This window comes from Duganella sp. CY15W (genome assembly GCF_009857555.1).
Lineage (GTDB): Bacteria > Pseudomonadota > Gammaproteobacteria > Burkholderiales > Burkholderiaceae_D > Rugamonas > Rugamonas sacchari.
On sequence record NZ_WWCQ01000003.1, the window covers coordinates 403,693 to 418,773 of the forward strand.

Annotated in this window: 14 protein-coding genes and 1 pseudogene; 8 read left to right on the forward strand and 7 right to left on the reverse strand. The window is 65.4% G+C overall.

What is annotated here, in order from left to right:
- The first annotated feature begins 133 nt into the window (after nt 1–133).
- Complete coding sequence (locus tag GTP58_RS16795) at nt 134–739, forward strand: DNA-3-methyladenine glycosylase (protein ID WP_161078436.1); 606 nt, start codon at nt 134–136, stop codon at nt 737–739.
- A gap of 132 nt (nt 740–871) precedes the next feature.
- Here the strand turns inward: GTP58_RS16795 and GTP58_RS16800 are convergent.
- Both GTP58_RS16800 and GTP58_RS16805 read right to left on the reverse strand, forming a co-directional pair.
- Nucleotides 872–2,272: pseudogene (locus tag GTP58_RS16800) on the reverse strand (methyl-accepting chemotaxis protein); the annotation flags it as partial.
- A complete protein-coding gene (locus tag GTP58_RS16805; protein WP_161078437.1) occupies nt 2,269–2,730 on the reverse strand; it encodes a cache domain-containing protein in 462 nt (153 codons plus the stop codon). The pseudogene GTP58_RS16800 and the gene GTP58_RS16805, both read right to left, overlap by 4 nt.
- A 169-nt stretch (nt 2,731–2,899) precedes the next feature.
- Between GTP58_RS16805 and GTP58_RS16810 the strand changes: the two genes are divergently transcribed.
- Genes GTP58_RS16810 through GTP58_RS16825 form a run of 4 tightly spaced genes read left to right on the forward strand, consistent with a single transcriptional unit; the run spans nt 2,900 to nt 7,424 of the window.
- On the forward strand, nt 2,900–4,324 hold the full coding sequence (locus GTP58_RS16810; RefSeq protein ID WP_161078438.1) for a KamA family radical SAM protein: 1,425 nt from the start codon (nt 2,900–2,902) through the stop codon (nt 4,322–4,324).
- 9 nt (nt 4,325–4,333) lie between these two features.
- Nucleotides 4,334–5,629, forward strand: coding sequence for an MFS transporter (locus tag GTP58_RS16815; protein ID WP_161078439.1), 1,296 nt, complete (start codon nt 4,334–4,336; stop codon nt 5,627–5,629).
- Between the two features lie 7 nt (nt 5,630–5,636).
- Complete coding sequence (locus tag GTP58_RS16820; protein WP_229215612.1) at nt 5,637–6,536, forward strand: 2OG-Fe(II) oxygenase; 900 nt, start codon at nt 5,637–5,639, stop codon at nt 6,534–6,536.
- Nucleotides 6,537–6,569: 33 nt separating this feature from the next.
- Nucleotides 6,570–7,424, forward strand: coding sequence for a fumarylacetoacetate hydrolase family protein (locus GTP58_RS16825; protein WP_161078440.1), 855 nt, complete (start codon nt 6,570–6,572; stop codon nt 7,422–7,424).
- Here the strand turns inward: GTP58_RS16825 and GTP58_RS16830 are convergent.
- Complete coding sequence (locus tag GTP58_RS16830; RefSeq protein WP_161078441.1) at nt 7,399–8,739, reverse strand: aspartate aminotransferase family protein; 1,341 nt, start codon at nt 8,737–8,739, stop codon at nt 7,399–7,401. The genes GTP58_RS16825 and GTP58_RS16830 overlap by 26 nt on opposite strands.
- A 101-nt stretch (nt 8,740–8,840) precedes the next feature.
- On the opposite strand from GTP58_RS16830, the gene GTP58_RS16835 reads away from it, so the two are divergent.
- Together GTP58_RS16835 and GTP58_RS16840 are read left to right on the forward strand one after the other, a co-directional pair.
- A complete protein-coding gene (locus tag GTP58_RS16835; RefSeq protein ID WP_161078442.1) occupies nt 8,841–9,401 on the forward strand; it encodes a carboxymuconolactone decarboxylase family protein in 561 nt (186 codons plus the stop codon).
- 2 nt (nt 9,402–9,403) lie between these two features.
- Nucleotides 9,404–10,414, forward strand: coding sequence for a serine hydrolase (locus GTP58_RS16840; RefSeq protein ID WP_161078443.1), 1,011 nt, complete (start codon nt 9,404–9,406; stop codon nt 10,412–10,414).
- A 71-nt stretch (nt 10,415–10,485) separates the two neighbouring features.
- Here GTP58_RS16840 and GTP58_RS16845 read toward each other — a convergent pair whose 3' ends face one another.
- Genes GTP58_RS16845 through yjgA form a run of 3 tightly spaced genes read right to left on the reverse strand, consistent with a single transcriptional unit; the run spans nt 10,486 to nt 12,363 of the window.
- On the reverse strand, nt 10,486–11,148 hold the full coding sequence (locus GTP58_RS16845; protein ID WP_161078444.1) for an alpha/beta hydrolase: 663 nt from the start codon (nt 11,146–11,148) through the stop codon (nt 10,486–10,488).
- Nucleotides 11,145–11,771: a molybdopterin adenylyltransferase gene (gene mog, locus GTP58_RS16850; protein ID WP_161078445.1), complete on the reverse strand. Its 627-nt coding sequence runs from the start codon at nt 11,769–11,771 to the stop codon at nt 11,145–11,147. Before mog ends, GTP58_RS16845 begins: the two co-directional genes overlap by 4 nt.
- Nucleotides 11,761–12,363, reverse strand: coding sequence for a ribosome biogenesis factor YjgA (gene yjgA, locus GTP58_RS16855; RefSeq protein ID WP_161078446.1), 603 nt, complete (start codon nt 12,361–12,363; stop codon nt 11,761–11,763). The genes mog and yjgA overlap by 11 nt, the downstream gene beginning before the upstream one ends.
- Before the next feature lie 95 nt (nt 12,364–12,458).
- Between yjgA and pmbA the strand changes: the two genes are divergently transcribed.
- Nucleotides 12,459–13,811: a metalloprotease PmbA gene (gene pmbA / locus GTP58_RS16860; protein WP_161078447.1), complete on the forward strand. Its 1,353-nt coding sequence runs from the start codon at nt 12,459–12,461 to the stop codon at nt 13,809–13,811.
- A 48-nt stretch (nt 13,812–13,859) separates the two neighbouring features.
- Here pmbA and GTP58_RS16865 read toward each other — a convergent pair whose 3' ends face one another.
- Nucleotides 13,860–14,990: a M14-type cytosolic carboxypeptidase gene (locus GTP58_RS16865; protein WP_161078448.1), complete on the reverse strand. Its 1,131-nt coding sequence runs from the start codon at nt 14,988–14,990 to the stop codon at nt 13,860–13,862.
- Nucleotides 14,991–15,081 lie beyond the last annotated feature (91 nt).

A 15,081-nucleotide genomic window follows, 5' to 3' on the forward strand; every position in this document is an offset into this window, starting at 1 on the left:
GGCACGGTTTGCGTGAATTTGTCGTGATTTTCTATGCACCGCACCATATTTTGTCGCGTATTGCGTGGAATCGATAACCATTTGGCACGACTTTTGTAATCGTGTGGTCCAGATTGGCATTTAGAATAGATGCATGATTACCACTCTGGCAGACATCGATTTCAGCGCGCCGGCCCAGCTCGTGGCGCCGCAACTCATCGGGGTGACGCTGCTGGTCAACGGCGTCGGCGGCCGGATTGTGGAGGTGGAAGCGTATGACGGCACGGAGCCGGCGTCGCACTGCTATATCGGCCTGACGCCGCGCAATTTTGCCATGTTCGGACCGCCCGCGCGCAGCTATGTGTACCGCTCGCACGGGCTGCACTGGTGCTTGAATTTTGTCTGCCGCGAGCCGGGCCATGGCGCTGGCGTGCTGATCCGCGCGCTGGAACCGCTGACCGGCCTCGACACCATGCGCGCACGGCGCGGCCTGGACGACGAGCGGCTGCAGTGCGCCGGGCCGGGACGGCTGTGCCAGGCGCTGGACGTGACGCGCGCGTTCAACGACCTGCCACTCAGCGCGCCGCCGTTCACGCTGGTCGCGCGCGACCCGGTCCAGCCGCCGCAGGTGCTAGCCGGGCCGCGGATTGGCATTTCCAAGGCGGTGGAGCTGCCGTGGCGTTTCGTGGAAGCCGGTTCGCGTTTTTTGAGCAAGCCCATGCGGGGTGGGCTCGATCTGGAACACGGCAACCGCCGTTGACAGCTGCACGGCCTGGTCCTGCAGGCTGGCGGCCGCAGCGGCGGCCTGTTCCACCAGCGCGGCGTTCTGCTGCGTCACATCATCCATTTGCCCCACCGCCTGGTTCACTTCGGTGATGCCCTGCGCCTGCTCGGCGCTGGCGGCGCTGATGCGGGCGATGATGTCGTTGACCTGCTGCACGGCGGCGACGATGCCCTGCATGCGCGCGCCGGCCTGCTGCACCGAGGCGCTGCCGCTGTCGATGGTGGCCACCGAGGCGGCAATCAGGGCCTTGATTTCCTTGGCGGCGGCGGCCGAGCGCTGCGCCAGCGTGCGGACCTCGGAGGCCACCACGGCAAAGCCGCGTCCCTGCTCGCCGGCGCGCGCCGCTTCGACGGCGGCGTTGAGCGCGAGGATGTTGGTCTGGAACGAGATGCCGTCGATGACGGCAATGATGTCTACGATCTGGCGCGAGCTGGCACGGATCGAGGCCATGGTGTGTACCGCGTCCTCCATCGCGGCGCCGCCATGGCGGGCCAGCTGGCTGGCGTCGGCCGCGAGCTGGCTGGCGTCGCGCGCGTGGACGGCGTTGGCCTGCACGGTGTGGGTCAGCGCATTCATGGCGCTGGCGGTCTGCTCCAGCGAGCTGGCCTGCATTTCGGTGCGCGTCGACAGGTCCAGGTTGCCGCTGGCGATTTCGCGTGCGGCGGTGTCGATCGAGCGCACCGAACCGAGGATGGTGGTCAGCGTTTGCGTCAGCGTGACCATGGTCTGGTCCAGCATGCGCGCGGTGTCGGCGATTTCGTCGCGGCCGTGCTGGCGCTGGCTGGTGGCGAGGCGGCCGGCGGCCAGCGCCATCACCACGTCGGCGATGGTGCGGATGTCGCGCAGCATGGCGCTGCGCACGGCCATGGTGACGCCCAGCGACAGCGCGATCGACAGCAGCACCAGCAGCAGCATGCTGGTGTTCAGCGTGTGGAAGTCGGCCTTGGCGCGCGCGTGGGCCTGCACGCTGAGCTGCTTTTCCAGCGCCGAGAGCTGGGCCAGCTGTTCATTGAGCAGCAGGAACTGCTGTTCTGCGCGCGCCATGGCGTTGGTGGCGATGCTCTGGTCCATCTGCGCCATCTCCATGGTGTCCAGCACGGCCTTGCGGTAGGCGGCCAGCGCCTGCTGCGCCTGGGTGGCGATGGCGCGTTCGGTGTCGGCGGCGGCGGTGTCGCCGGCCAACTGGTGCAGCTGCTGGTCGATGGCGGCGTGGCGGGTCTTGATGTCGCGTGTGAGCGCATCGAGCCGGGCCGGGGCGAAGCTGCCGTTGATCCAGGCCAGTAGCTGGTAGATGTGGGCGTGGGCGTAGCGCGCCTCGCCGCTGATGTCGGCGGCCGCTTGCAGGCGCGCGGCGCGTACCTGCACCAGGTTTTCCAGCGAGGCGTTCTGGCGCACCATGCCGAAGTAGGCCGCGCCCGCGGTGGCGATCAGCAGCACCAGCACCAGGCCGGGCGCCAGCAGCAGTTTGGGACCGATGCGCAGTTTGTTCAGCATGGCGTTCTCGCTCATTTCTTGTAGATGCCGGCTTCCAGCACGACGTCGCCGACGCGCAGGATGTAGGTGGTCTTGGGTTCGATCTTGCCGGTGGTGGGATTCTTGTACTGGTAATCGACCCAGCCCTGGCCTTTTTTGGCTGCCAGCTCGATGATCTCGCGGCGGTATTTTTTACCGCTGGCGTCGGGGATGTCGGTCAGGTCCTTGCCGACGATGGACGGGTTGACCGGGTGCGCCAGCACGATGCCGGTGTGGAGGTCGCGGATGTCGACGTACAGCGCGCCCTGCAGGAAGTCGGGATCCTTGGCGGCGACCTTTTTAATCAGGGCGTCCTTGCCGTTGGCCTTGATGAAGGCGGCGCCTTTTTCCGCCATGGCGATGGCGTCTTTTTCGGTGGGTTCATTGGCGGCGGCTGGCAGAGGCATGGCGGCGGCGGCGACGGCAAGGCAGATGGCGGCGGTCAGGGTGTGCATGGACGGCTCCTGTAGTTGGATGGCCCAATGAACTGTACGCATCTGCACCGGCCGCGAATTGCGCTGGCGCAAGCCCTGCAACATTTCCATGTGTCACTTGATTTGTGGCAATTTGCCGGATGGCAAGCGGCCTAGCATGAGGGCTCTGACTCCCAAACAGGAACCCGCGATGGATACGCCCAAATTCAAACCGTTTATACGCCAGACTATTTCGCACTCCCGCCAGTGGGAGTGGATTCCGCCGGATTTGCAGGAGGCGGTGCAGGTGGTGTCGCATGTGCTGCCGTTCCGCACCAACGAGTATGTGCTCGATCATCTGATCGACTGGAACAATATCCCGGACGATCCGATTTACCGGCTGACCTTTCCGCACCGCGACATGCTGGCGCCGGACGATTATGCGCGCTTGCGCGAGCTGGTGCTGGGCAAGGCCAACCAGCCGGCGCTGGTGGAGCTGGTGCGGCGCATCCGCATGCGGATGAACCCCCATCCGGCGGGGCAGATGACGCACAATGTGCCGCGTGTGAATGATGCGCCGCTCAAGGGCTTGCAGCACAAGTACAAGGAGACGGTGCTGTTCTTCCCCAGTTCGGGGCAGACCTGCCATGCCTACTGCACCTTCTGCTTCCGCTGGCCGCAATTCGTGGGCATGGACGATATGAAGTTCGACGCCAGGGAAACGCACGAGCTGGCGGCGTATCTGCGCGTGCATCCGGAGGTGACGGATGTACTGATTACGGGCGGCGATCCGCTGATCATGAACACGCGGTCGCTGGCGGCGTATATTGAGCCGCTGCTGGCGCCGGAGCTGGCGCATATCCAGAACATCCGCATCGGCACCAAGTCGGTGGCGTACTGGCCGCAGCGGTTTGTGTCGGATCGCGATGCGGACGACTTGCTGCGGCTGTTCGAACGGGTGGTCGCGAGCGGCAAGAACATGGCCATCATGGGCCATTACAACCACGCGGTGGAACTGCGGCAGGAGATGGCGCAGCTGGCGGTCAAGCGCATCGTCGGCACCGGCGCGACCTTGCGCATGCAGGGGCCGCTGATACGGCATATCAATGAAGATCCGGCCTCGTGGGCCGAGCTGTGGCAGACCGGCGTGCGGTTGGGGGCGATTCCGTACTATATGTTTGTCGAGCGCGATACCGGGCCGCGCGAGTATTTCCAGCTGCCGCTGGTGCGCGCGCATGAGATTTTCCAGGCGGCCTACCAGATGGTGTCGGGCCTGTCGCGCACGGTGCGCGGGCCGTCGATGAGTGCATTTCCGGGCAAGGTGGTGATCGACGGGATTGCGCAGATCGGCGGCGAAAAGGTGTTTGCCCTGCAGTTCCTGCAGGCGCGTAACGCGGACTGGGTGCGCAAGCCGTTCTACGCAAAATTCGATCCGCAGGCGACCTGGATGGACCAGCTGAAACCAGCATTCGGCAAGGAGAAGTTTTTCTTCGAGGAGGAGGGCGGCAGCCGCAGCGAATACGGCGTCGCGCCGCCGGGCACACGCAAGGTGATACCGCTGATGGCCGCCACGTCCGCGCGCGGCGAGGGTGCAGCGGCCAGCGGTGGCGGCTGCGATTCACACAACGCGGCCTAGGCGGCGAGCATGCGCGCGCCCGACTCCATACCGGCCGCCACCTCGCCGCTGGCGGCCGGGCGTGAACTGTCCGGCCGCGCGGTGCTGGTGCTGGTGTTCCTGCCGTTCGCGCTGGGGCATTTTCTATCGTGCCTGATCCGCACGGTGAATGCGACGCTGGCGCCGCAACTGGTGGCGGCGCTGGGCTTGACCCCGGGGCAGCTTGGCCTGCTGACCAGCGCATTCTTTTTCGCGTTCGCGCTGGCGCAGCTGCCGGTCGGGATTGCGCTGGACCGCTGGGGGCCGTCGCGCGTGCAGCTGCCGATGCTGTTGCTGGCGGCGGTGGGAACGCTGGCGTTTGCCGGCGGCCAGACGTTTGCGCAGTTGCTGGCGGCGCGCGCTGTCATCGGGCTGGGGCTGGGCGGCTGCTTCATGTCGGCGGTGAAGGCCATCTCGACCTGGATCGCGCCGGCACGCCTGCCGTCGGTGCAGGGCTATCTGATAGCGGTCGGCGGCCTCGGGGCCGCGTCGGCGACCTTGCCGGTGCGGCTGGCATTGCACTATATGGACTGGCGCGGACTGTTTCTGTGGCTGGCGGCAGCGGCGGCGCTGACTGGCATGCTGATACGCGTGCTGTCGCCGTCGCCGCCGGCAGCCACGCGCAAACCGGCGCTGCTGGAAGCGATGCGTGAGGTGTACCGCCATCCGGCTTTCCGCGAGACGGCATCACTGGTGCTGGTGCCGCACATGGTGTTCTTTGGCCTGCAGGGTTTGTGGATCGCGCGCTGGCTCAGCGACGTGGCGGGATTCAATGAGGAGGCGGTCGGCTATCTGCTGTACCTGGGCATGGCGGCGGTGATCTTTGGCGCGATCGCGACGGGCATGCTGACCGAATGGATGGGCCGGCGCGGCGTGCGTAGCATCAGCGTGGCGGCGGTCGGGGTGGCGCTGTTCATTGGCGTGCAGCTGGGCTTTGTGTGCAACTGGCGGCCCAGCTACCAGTTGCTGTCGGTGCTGTTTACGCTGGTGGGCACGGTGACGGGGATCGAGTACACCATCGTCGCACAAAGCCTGCCGGCTGCGCTGACGGGACGAGCGGCCACCTGTCTGAACCTGCTGATCTTCCTGGGCGCCTTTGCGGTGCAGGCGGGATTTGGGCTGGTGGTGGGCTGCTGGCGGCCGGATGGGCCGGGCCACTATCCCGCGGCGGCGTACCAGACGGCGTTTGGCGCGCTGGTGTTGTTGCAGCTGCCCGGATTGCTGTGGTTTGTGCGGCGGCGGGCAGGCAATCCGGTAGAATGGGCTTCCCATCCTTCCCGCCTTTGACGACGCGATGACTGATTCTGCAAATGCTTTTAGCACACTGCCGCAAACCTGGCGCGGCTGGATCATGGACAACCTGGAACGCGGCTGCAGCCCGCTGGACATGGCCAACAGCATGGCCCGCTCGGGCCAGCACAGCATGACGGTGGCACGCGCGGCGATCGACGAGGCGCTGCGCTTGCGCGCCAGCGGCGTTGACGGCAGCGCGCTGGCGGCGCCTGCACCGGCGGCGGAAAGCGTGTTTTCGGCGCCGCGCGAGATGCCTTTCATTGACGTCAGCAGCAACCGCATCGTGGTGCCGGACCGCGAGGTGGAGGTGCTGTTCGTGCTCAAGAAGCCGCAGGTGATCCTGCTCGGGAATGTGCTCAGCGACGAGGAATGCGATGCGATTGTCGAACACTGCGGCGCGCGCTACACGCGGTCGACGGTGACCGCGGAAGCCGATGGCGCCAGCGTGGTGCACGAGGGCCGCACTTCGGAGATGGCGTTCATCCAGCGCGGCGAGGCGGAAGTGGCCGAGCGCATCGACCGCCGGCTGGCGGCGCTGGCGCACTGGTCACCCGAATGCAGCGAGCCATTCCAGCTGCAAAAATACGGCAAGACGCAGGAGTACCGTCCGCACTACGACTGGCTCGATCCGGACAGCGCCGGCCATCGCTCGCACCTGGCGCGCGGCGGCCAGCGGCTGGCGACGTTTGTGCTGTACCTGTGCGATGTGGACCAGGGCGGCGGCACGGTGTTCCCGAATCTGGGGCTGGAGGTGTTCCCGAAGAAGGGCAATGCGCTGTGGTTCCTGAACACCGACAGCAACCACCAGCCCGACCCGCAAACGCTGCATGGTGGTGCGCCGGTGGTCAGCGGCACCAAGATCATCGCCAATAAATGGCTGCGGCAGGAGCGCTACGGGTAAAATGACGGCGATTTTTTAACTGTAGGGTGATGTATGAGATTAGTGCGTTATGGCCGTCCAGGCAAAGAGAAACCAGGCCTGATCGACGAGGAAGGCAAGCTGCGCGACCTGTCGGGCGTGATCGCTGACGTCGATGCGGCGGTGCTGGCGCCGAAGTCGCTGCGCAAGCTGGAGAAGATTCCCCCTGCGTCGCTGCCGCTGGTGCGCGGCAATCCGCGCTTTGGCGTGCCGGTGGCGCGCGTGGGCAAGTTCATTTGCATCGGCCTCAATTATGCCGACCATGCGGCGGAATCGGGCCAGCCGGTGCCGAAGGAGCCGATCGTGTTCATGAAGGCGATCAGCGCGCTGAATGGCCCGGACGATGCGATCATGCTGCCGCAAGGCTCGAAGAAGACAGACTGGGAAGTGGAGCTGGGCGTCATCATCGGCACGCGCGCGCAGTACGTGAGCGAGGCGGATGCGCTCAAGTATGTGGCCGGCTATACGGTGGTCAACGATGTCTCGGAACGCGAGTATCAGCTCGAGCGCGGTGGCCAGTGGGACAAGGGCAAGGGCTGCGATACGTTTGGCCCGGTCGGCCCGTGGCTGGTGACGTCCGAGGATCTGTACGATGTGCAGGATCTGGACCTGTATCTGGACGTGAACGGCAAGCGTATGCAGACCGGGAATACCGCGACCATGATTTTCTCGGTGGCGCAGATTGTCAGCTACCTGTCGAAGTTCATGACGCTGGAGCCGGGCGACGTGATCGCGACCGGCACGCCGCCGGGTGTGGGCATGGGCCGCAAGCCGCAGCGTTATCTGAAGAAGGGCGACACGCTGCGGCTGGGCATCGCCGGTCTGGGCGAGCAGCAGGCGGAAGTTATCGCCTGGACGGCGAAGAAGTAAGCGCTGCCTGCAGCGCGTCGGCGAGGCGGCTGGTGATTTCTGCCAGCTCCGCTTCGCTGGCGATAAACGGTGGCGCCAGCAGAATGTGATCGCCGTGGCGGCCATCAATGGTGCCGCCCATGGGATAGACCATCAGGCCGCGCGCCATGGCCGCCTCCTTGATGGCCGCGTGCAGCGCCAGCGCCGGATCGAACGGCTTTTTAGTGGCGCGGTCGGCCACCAGTTCCAGTCCGATCAGCAGTCCGCGTCCGCGAATGTCGCCGATCTGCGGATGGTTGCTGAAGGCAGTGCGCAGCATGCGCCGCAGCGCCGCGCCGCGCGTGGTGACGGCGCCCAGCAGGTTGTCACGCTGGATGACCTTTTGCACGGCCAGCGCGGCGGCGGCGGCAACCGGGTGGCCCATGTAGGTGTGACCGTGCTGGAAGGCGCCGCTGCCTTCGCGCAGCGCGGCCACGATGGGCGTGCGCGCCAGTACGGCGCCGATGGGCTGGTAGCCTGCGCCCAGGCCTTTGCCCAGCACCACCAGGTCGGGCAGCATGCCTTCCTGTTCAAACGCGTACAGCGTGCCGCAGCGGCCCATGCCGCACATGACTTCATCGAGTATCAGCAGCAGGCCGTATTGGTCGCACAGCTTGCGCACGGCGCGGAAGTAGCCCGGCGTGGGCGGCACGGCGCCGGCGGTGGCGCCCACCACGGTTTCAGCGACGAAGCCGATGACGTTTTCAGGGCCGGTGGCGAGGATGGTTTGTTCCAGTTCGTGCAGCAGGCGGGCGGTGTAGCCGTCGCCGGTTTCATCGTCGGCGCGGTCGCGGTATTCGTAGCAGGGAGAGACGCGCGGAACGTCGATCAGCAAGGGCGCGAATGGAGCACGGCGCCATTCGTTGCCGCCCACGGCCAGCGCGCCCAGCGTGTTGCCGTGGTAGCTCTGGCGGCGCGCGATGAAGGTGGTGCGCTGCGGCTGGCCGCGTTCCAGCCAGTACTGGCGCGCGAGTTTGAGCGCGGTCTCCATGGCTTCCGAGCCGCCCGAGACGAGGTAGACGTGATCGAGGTCGCCGGGAGCGTCGCCGGCCAGGCGGGTGGCCAGTTCCTCGGCCGCTTCGCAGGTGAAGAAGGCGGTGTGGGCGTAGGTGTTGCGTTCGATCTGCGCGTGCATCGCCGCCAGTACCTCGGGATGGGCGTGGCCCAGCGAAGAGACGGCGGCGCCGCCGCTGGCATCGAGATAGTGACGGCCTTCGCTGTCGGTGACGGTAAGGCCGGCGGCGCGCACGGCCAGGCGCGGTGCGCGGCGCAGGTTGCGGTGGATGATGTGGCTCATGGGACGTCCTTTTGTCAGGGGCGGAAGGACGACGATAGCGGCGATTGGCTTGCGGGTTTTTGATGTATGCCGGATCATGGCTGAATACAACAGGAGGCAGCATGGAAGACCAGGACCGGCTTGGACCCATTCCGTTCGCGCAGATGAGCGCGAGCCAGCAGGTGGCGGCGCAGGCGGTGATCGACGGGCCGCGCGGCGCGCTGTATGGGCCGTTCGTGCCGCTGATACGCAGCCCGGAGCTGATGTCGGCGGCGCAGCGCATGGGCGAATACCTGCGCTACCGCAGCGCAATCGGCACGCGGCTGACGGAACTGGCGATACTGGTGACGGCGCGGCACTGGAGCCAGCAGGTGGAATGGGCGATTCACGCGCCGATTGCACGCGACTACGGCGTGACGGCGGAAGTGATTGCGGCCATCGCGGCGCGTCAGCGGCCGGCGGCGATGCTGGCCGATGAGACGCTGGTGTATGACTTCTGCATGCAGCTGCACCAGCGGCAGCGCGTCGATGACGCCACTTACGCGGCGGCGCTGGCGGCGTTTGGCGAGCAGGGCGTGGTGGACCTAATGGGCATCAACGGCTATTACACATTGTTGGCGATGGTGATGAATGCGGCGCAGACAGCGGCGCCAGCGTCCAGCGCCGCGCCGTTACCGGAGTGAGTATGCAATTAAGCAGGTATTTCGAAGAGCTGGCGGCCACGCTGCCGGCCGATGGTCCGGGATTCAGCGCGGCGGTGCTGCGCGATGGCGAGGTGGCGTTCGAGCTGCATCACGGGCTGGCGTCGCTGGAGCTGGGCGTGCCGCTGTCGGCTGATTCGATGTATTACATGGCGTCGGAATCCAAGCAGTTCACGGCGGCGGCAATGCTGTTGCTGGTGCGCGCGGGCGCGATCGGGCTGGATGACGATGTGTGCCGTCATCTGCCGGAGCTGGCGGAGTTTGAGCAGGCTTTTCCTTTGCGCTCGCTGCTGAATCACAGCAGCGGCATACCGGACTACTTCCAGTTCCTGCGCTGCCAGCCAGGCCGGCACGAAGCGGACTACTTCAATAATGCCGACATCCTGAAAGTGATTGCACGCATGGACAGCGTGCTGTTCACGACCGGTGAAAAGCACGGCTACAGCAACAGCAATTACATCCTGCTGGCGGCGCTGGTGGAGCGCTTGAGCGGCATGTCGCTGGGGCGCTATGTGCGCGCTCAGTTGCTGGCGCCATTGGGCATCACGCGCATGGGCTTTGATGAGGACCGGCAGACGGTGCTGCCAGGGCGCGTGTTCAGCTACGAGGCCGATACCGGCGGCACAAGGCCGGGCGGCTACAAACAGCATCTGGGCAATGCGAATACGGTGGGCGATGGTGGCCTGTATGCGAGCGTGCGCGAGCTGCTGTTGTGGGAGCGCGCGTGGCACGCCCAGTGGGCGCAGCCGGACAGCCTGTTGCACGCGATGCTGCAGCCGTCACCGCTCAATGACGGCGTGGCGCCGAGCTATCGTTTCGGGCTGGAGTGGCTGCAGCGGCAGGGGCAGGAGGTGGTGTTCCACAGCGGCTGCCTGTGGGGCTTCAATACGCTGCTGCTGCGCTTGCCGCAACAGCGGCTGTCGGTGATCCACCTGTCCAATTCAGAGCGCGCGGCGCCCGACTGGGAACAGGCACTGGCGGCAGCGCTGGCCTAGCGCAAAAACGGGGTCAGGTCCGTCATTTCTACATGAGCTCGTGTAGAAATGACGGACCTGACCCCGGAGTTTTACAGGACTTTTTTGAGCCAGGCGCTGATGTGCTGGACTTCTTCCTGGCACAGCGAGTGTTGCATCGCGTATTCGTGCCATTCGACGTTGTAGCCCCACTGCACCAGCAGGTCGCGCGAGGCGGTGGCGCGCGCGATCGGGATGACCGGGTCCATGCGGCCGTGCACCAGGAAGATCGGCGTGGCTTTGCTGGCCGGCGTGTGTTCGGTGGCGGCCTGGGCGGCGATCGGCACGTAGCCGGACAGGCACAGCATGCCGGCCAGCGGCGCGCTCTGGCGCAGGCCGGTTTGCAGCGTCATCGCGCAGCCTTGCGAGAAGCCGGCCAGGATGATGCGCTCGTTGGGGATGCCACGCGCGTTTTCGCGCGCGATCAGGGCTTCGATTTTGGCTTGCGAGGCGCGCAGGCCGCCTTCGTCTTCCTGCCGGCCGAGGTCGGTGGCGACGATGTCGTACCAGGCGCGCATGACGTAGCCGCCGTTGACGGTGACGGGCATGGTGTCCGCATTCGGAAAGATGAAGCGGATCGCCGGCAGGCCGGTGAAGTCAAGCTCGTGCAGCATGGGCACGAAGTCGTTGGCGTCGGCGCCCAGGCCGTGCATCCAGATGATGGAGACGGTTGGGTTGGCGCCGGTTTCTTTTTCGATGGTTTGCAGCAGGCTCATGCGGCTCCTTGTGGGCGGATGGCGGATTTGGGTCGGAAGGCTGGGCACACGGCCGCATCGGTTTCCATGTAGGGACCGCCGATGAGGTCGATGCAATAGGGGATGGCGGCAAAGATGCCGCCCACCAGCGGCTTGCCGTCGGCGTCCTTGAGGCCGCCCAGCGTTTCAGCGATGGCTTTCGGCTGGCCGGGCAGGTTCAGGATCAGCGCGGCGTGGCCGGCGCTTTCGCGGATCACGGCGGTCTGGCGCGACAGGATGGCGGTCGGCACGAAGTGCAGGCTGATCTGGCGCATCTGTTCGCCGAAGCCGGGCATTTCCTTGGTGCCCACGGCCAGCGTGGCTTCCGGCGTGACGTCGCGCCGCGCCGGGCCGGTGCCGCCGGTGGTCAGGATCAGGTGGCAGCGCGCGCTGTCGGCCAGCTCGGTCAGCGTGGCTTCGATCTGCGCGCGCTCGTCGGCGATGAGGCGGGTTTCGACGCGGAACGGCGTGGTCAGCGCGGACGCCAGCCAGGCTTGCAGCGCCGGGATGCCCTGGTCGGCGTAGACGCCGCCGCTGGCGCGGTCGGAGACCGACACCAGCCCGATCAGCAGCGTCGGCTCGGTGGCGACGGTGTTACTCGTCATCGGCGTCGGTGCCGGCGTCTTCGTCGTCGGCGATGCCGGCGGCCTTGCGCTTGTCGGCTTCCAGCTGTTTCAGGATCTGGAAGATTTCGCGGTAGGCTTTGGGCGGCTTGTTCTCGGCCTGCTCCTTGCGTGCGTTGCGGATCAGCGTGCGCAGGTGCTGGACCTCGAGCTGCGGATTTTCCGCCAGCAGCGTGGTCAGCGCGTTGTCGTCGGCCAGCAATTTCTCGCGGCGGCGCTCCAGCGCGTGCATGGCGGCGGTTTCCGACTTGGATGCGCCTTTCCAGCTGTCGATGGCTTTCTGGATCAGCGCGACTTCCTCTTCGTCCAGGGTACGCATCTTTTTGCCAACAAACTGCAGCTGGCGGCGACGGCCTTCATGGTTGGTGATGGTCTGGCACATCAGGATGGCCTCCAGCACGTCTTCCGGCATGGGCACGCGCTTGACGCGGTCGCGCGGGGCTTCGACCAGGATTTCGCCCATCTTTTGCAGGGCGTTGGACTGGCGCTTGGCCTCGGATTTGGAAGGGCGCTCGTACTCTTCTTCGAACTCGGAAGAGCTGAAGCCGACGGCGCCGCGGTTAGGATTTACCATATTATTAACTTTCGCTAGGGCGCATGGCTGCACCCTCTAAACTGTAAACGACTGCTATGATAACTGTTTTAGCGGTCACCCGAAGAAAACAGCCCATGAGCGATACCTATTTTACCCATACCCAGGACCAGTTAAAGCAGCTCGCACGCGATGTGCTGGGCTATGCGAAAGCCCAGGGCGGCACCGATTGTGCCGTCGAAATCAGTGAGGGCAGCGGCCTGTCTGTGTCGGTGCGCAAGAGCCAGATCGAGACCATCGAGCAAAATAAAGACAAGGGCATGGGGGTGACGGTGTTCATCGGCCAGCGCCGTGGCAATGCCTCGACCTCGGACTTTTCGCCTGCCGCGCTGAAGGCGACGGTGGAGGCGGCCTACAACATCGCGCGCTTTACCGCCGATGACGATTGCGCCGGTCTGGCCGACGCCGACCAGCTGGAAATGGCGCCGCGCGACCTGCAGCTGTTCTATCCATGGGAGATCGCGACCGCCGAGGCGGTGGCGCTGGCGCAGCGCGCCGAAGCGGCCGCGTTTGCGGTCGATCCGCGCGTGACCAATTCGGAAGGCGCGGGCGTGCACGTGCAGCAGTCGCACTTTGTGGCGGCCAACTCGCGCGGCTTTATCGGCGGTTATCCGTTTTCGCGCCACACGCTGTCGGTGGCGCCGATTGCCGGCAAGGGCGCCAAAATGCAGCGCGATGACTGGTATTCGTCGGTGCGCGATGCGGCCAAGATGTCGTCGCCGGAACAGATCGGCCGTTATGCGGCAGAGCGCGCGCTGGCGCGTCTGAATGCGCGCAGCATTGATACGCGCAACTGCCCGGTGCTGTTCGAGGCGCCGCTGGCGGCCGGACTGCTGGGCGCGTTTGTGCAGGCCACTTCGGGCGGTGCGCTGTACCGCAAGTCGTCGTTCCTGCTCGACTCGCTGGGCAAGCAGGTGCTGCCGGCGCACGTACAGATTTATGAAGATCCGCATGTGATCGGCGGCGTCGGCTCGGCGCCGTTTGATGAAGAGGGCGTGCGGACGGTGCAGCGCGATGTGGTCAAGGATGGCGTGGTGCAGGGGTATTTCCTGTCGACCTATTCGGCCCGCAAGCTGGGCATGAAGACTACCGGCAATGCGGGCGGTTCGCACAATCTGTCGCTGACCTCGTCGCTGACGCAGCCGGCCGATGATTTTGCCGGCATGCTGCGCAAGATGGGCACGGGCCTGCTGGTCACGGAACTCATGGGGCAGGGCACCAACTACGTCACCGGCGATTATTCGCGCGGCGCGGCCGGCTACTGGGTGGAGAATGGCGTGATCCAGTATCCGGTCGAGGAGATCACGATTGCCGGCAATATGAAGGATATGCTGGCGCAGATCGTGGCGGTCGGTAACGATGTGCTGGTGCGCGGCACCAAGCAGACCGGCTCGATCCTGATTGAAAATATGGTGGTGGCGGGGTCTTAAGCCGTACGGCTGCGGCGCCACGCAATGTGGCGCCGCAGTGTCCGGCAGTTACTGCTGCGCCAGCAGCGATTGCAGCACGGGCTGCAGGATCGCCTTGCCCAGCTCGGCGCTGCGGGCGCCGTTCCAGCCGGTGTCCGGGTCTGGATCGTTGGCGTTGTCCTTGAACGGCATCTCCAGCGTCAGCGACAGGCAGCCGAACGCGTGGCTGATATGCGGCGAACCCATGGTCAGCGTCTCTGCCGTGTACGGGGTTTCGCCGTAGCCGAATTCGTCCTGGAAGTCCGGGCTGGCGATCAGGAAGTTATCGATGAAGTACTGCTGCGCTTCGATCTGGTCCGGCGTGAAGTCCGGCAGCGATTCGCTGCCCGCCACGAACACGTACGGCAAGCCTTCGTCGCCGTGGATGTCCAGGCACAGGTCGACGCCGACTTCGTGCATCTTCTGCTTGACCAGGAAGACTTCCGGGCTGCGTTCCATGGTCGGGTTCAGCCATTCACGGTTGAGGTTGGCGCCGGCCGCGTTGGTGCGCAGGTTGCCGCGCACCGAGCCGTCCGGATTCATGTTCGGCACCACATAGAACACGGCTTCCTTCAGGCACTGGCGGCCAAACGGATTGGCCGGGTCCAGCAGCGCTTCGACGAAGCCTTCGACAAACCATTCCGCCATGGTTTCACCCGGGTGCTGACGGGCGATGACCCACACCTTCTGCTCCGCTTCCGGATCGCCGATCACCAGCATGTTGAGGTCGCGGCCATCAACCGTGTTGCCCAGGTCAACCAGCTTGACCAGCGGCGACAGCTGGGCGTTGTCCAGCAGCGCCAGATGGCGTTCCCACGAATACGGCTCGAAGTAAGCGTAGTAGACGCTGTCGTACTCGGGCGTGTGGTTGATGGTCATGGTCTTGCCATCGTAGGTGGTCGGCACGCGGAACCAGCTGTCGCGGTCGTAGCTGGCGACGGCCTGGTAATCCTTCCAGCCATCCGGGTAGGCGGCGCTGCCGGCGTTCAGGAAATTCATGGTCAGCGGCGTGCCCTGCGCGCCCTGGACGCGGTAGTAGAACCACTGAATGATGTCGGCGTGGGAGTCCTTGCGGATGTTCAGGTCAATGGCGGCCGGATCAGCGGCGCGGACCACTTCGATAGCGCCGGCATCGAACTGCTGGCTGATTTTGATAGGCATGGCGGAATCCTGGTGAATTCTATGAAAATAGTTGGACGCGCTTATGGCGCGGAGCCGACATGATACAGGCTCATGCGCCAGTGCGCCGGTT

Excerpts from the sequence above, each read along its gene's own strand:
- mog (WP_161078445.1), bottom strand. The coding sequence starts at position 11,771 with ATGACGAGTAACACCGTCGCCACCGAGCCGACGCTGCTGATCGGGCTG.
- GTP58_RS16825 (WP_161078440.1), top strand. The coding sequence starts at position 6,570 with ATGAGATTAGTGCGTTATGGCCGTCCAGGCAAAGAGAAACCAGGCCTG.
- GTP58_RS16835 (WP_161078442.1), top strand. The coding sequence starts at position 8,841 with ATGGAAGACCAGGACCGGCTTGGACCCATTCCGTTCGCGCAGATGAGC.
- yjgA (WP_161078446.1), bottom strand. The coding sequence starts at position 12,363 with ATGGTAAATCCTAACCGCGGCGCCGTCGGCTTCAGCTCTTCCGAGTTC.
- GTP58_RS16795 (WP_161078436.1), top strand. The coding sequence starts at position 134 with ATGATTACCACTCTGGCAGACATCGATTTCAGCGCGCCGGCCCAGCTC.
- GTP58_RS16810 (WP_161078438.1), top strand. The coding sequence starts at position 2,900 with ATGGATACGCCCAAATTCAAACCGTTTATACGCCAGACTATTTCGCAC.
- GTP58_RS16840 (WP_161078443.1), top strand. The coding sequence starts at position 9,404 with ATGCAATTAAGCAGGTATTTCGAAGAGCTGGCGGCCACGCTGCCGGCC.
- GTP58_RS16845 (WP_161078444.1), bottom strand. The coding sequence starts at position 11,148 with ATGAGCCTGCTGCAAACCATCGAAAAAGAAACCGGCGCCAACCCAACC.
- GTP58_RS16830 (WP_161078441.1), bottom strand. The coding sequence starts at position 8,739 with ATGAGCCACATCATCCACCGCAACCTGCGCCGCGCACCGCGCCTGGCC.
- GTP58_RS16820 (WP_229215612.1), top strand. The coding sequence starts at position 5,637 with ATGACTGATTCTGCAAATGCTTTTAGCACACTGCCGCAAACCTGGCGC.
- GTP58_RS16865 (WP_161078448.1), bottom strand. The coding sequence starts at position 14,990 with ATGCCTATCAAAATCAGCCAGCAGTTCGATGCCGGCGCTATCGAAGTG.
- GTP58_RS16805 (WP_161078437.1), bottom strand. The coding sequence starts at position 2,730 with ATGCACACCCTGACCGCCGCCATCTGCCTTGCCGTCGCCGCCGCCGCC.
- GTP58_RS16815 (WP_161078439.1), top strand. The coding sequence starts at position 4,334 with ATGCGCGCGCCCGACTCCATACCGGCCGCCACCTCGCCGCTGGCGGCC.
- pmbA (WP_161078447.1), top strand. The coding sequence starts at position 12,459 with ATGAGCGATACCTATTTTACCCATACCCAGGACCAGTTAAAGCAGCTC.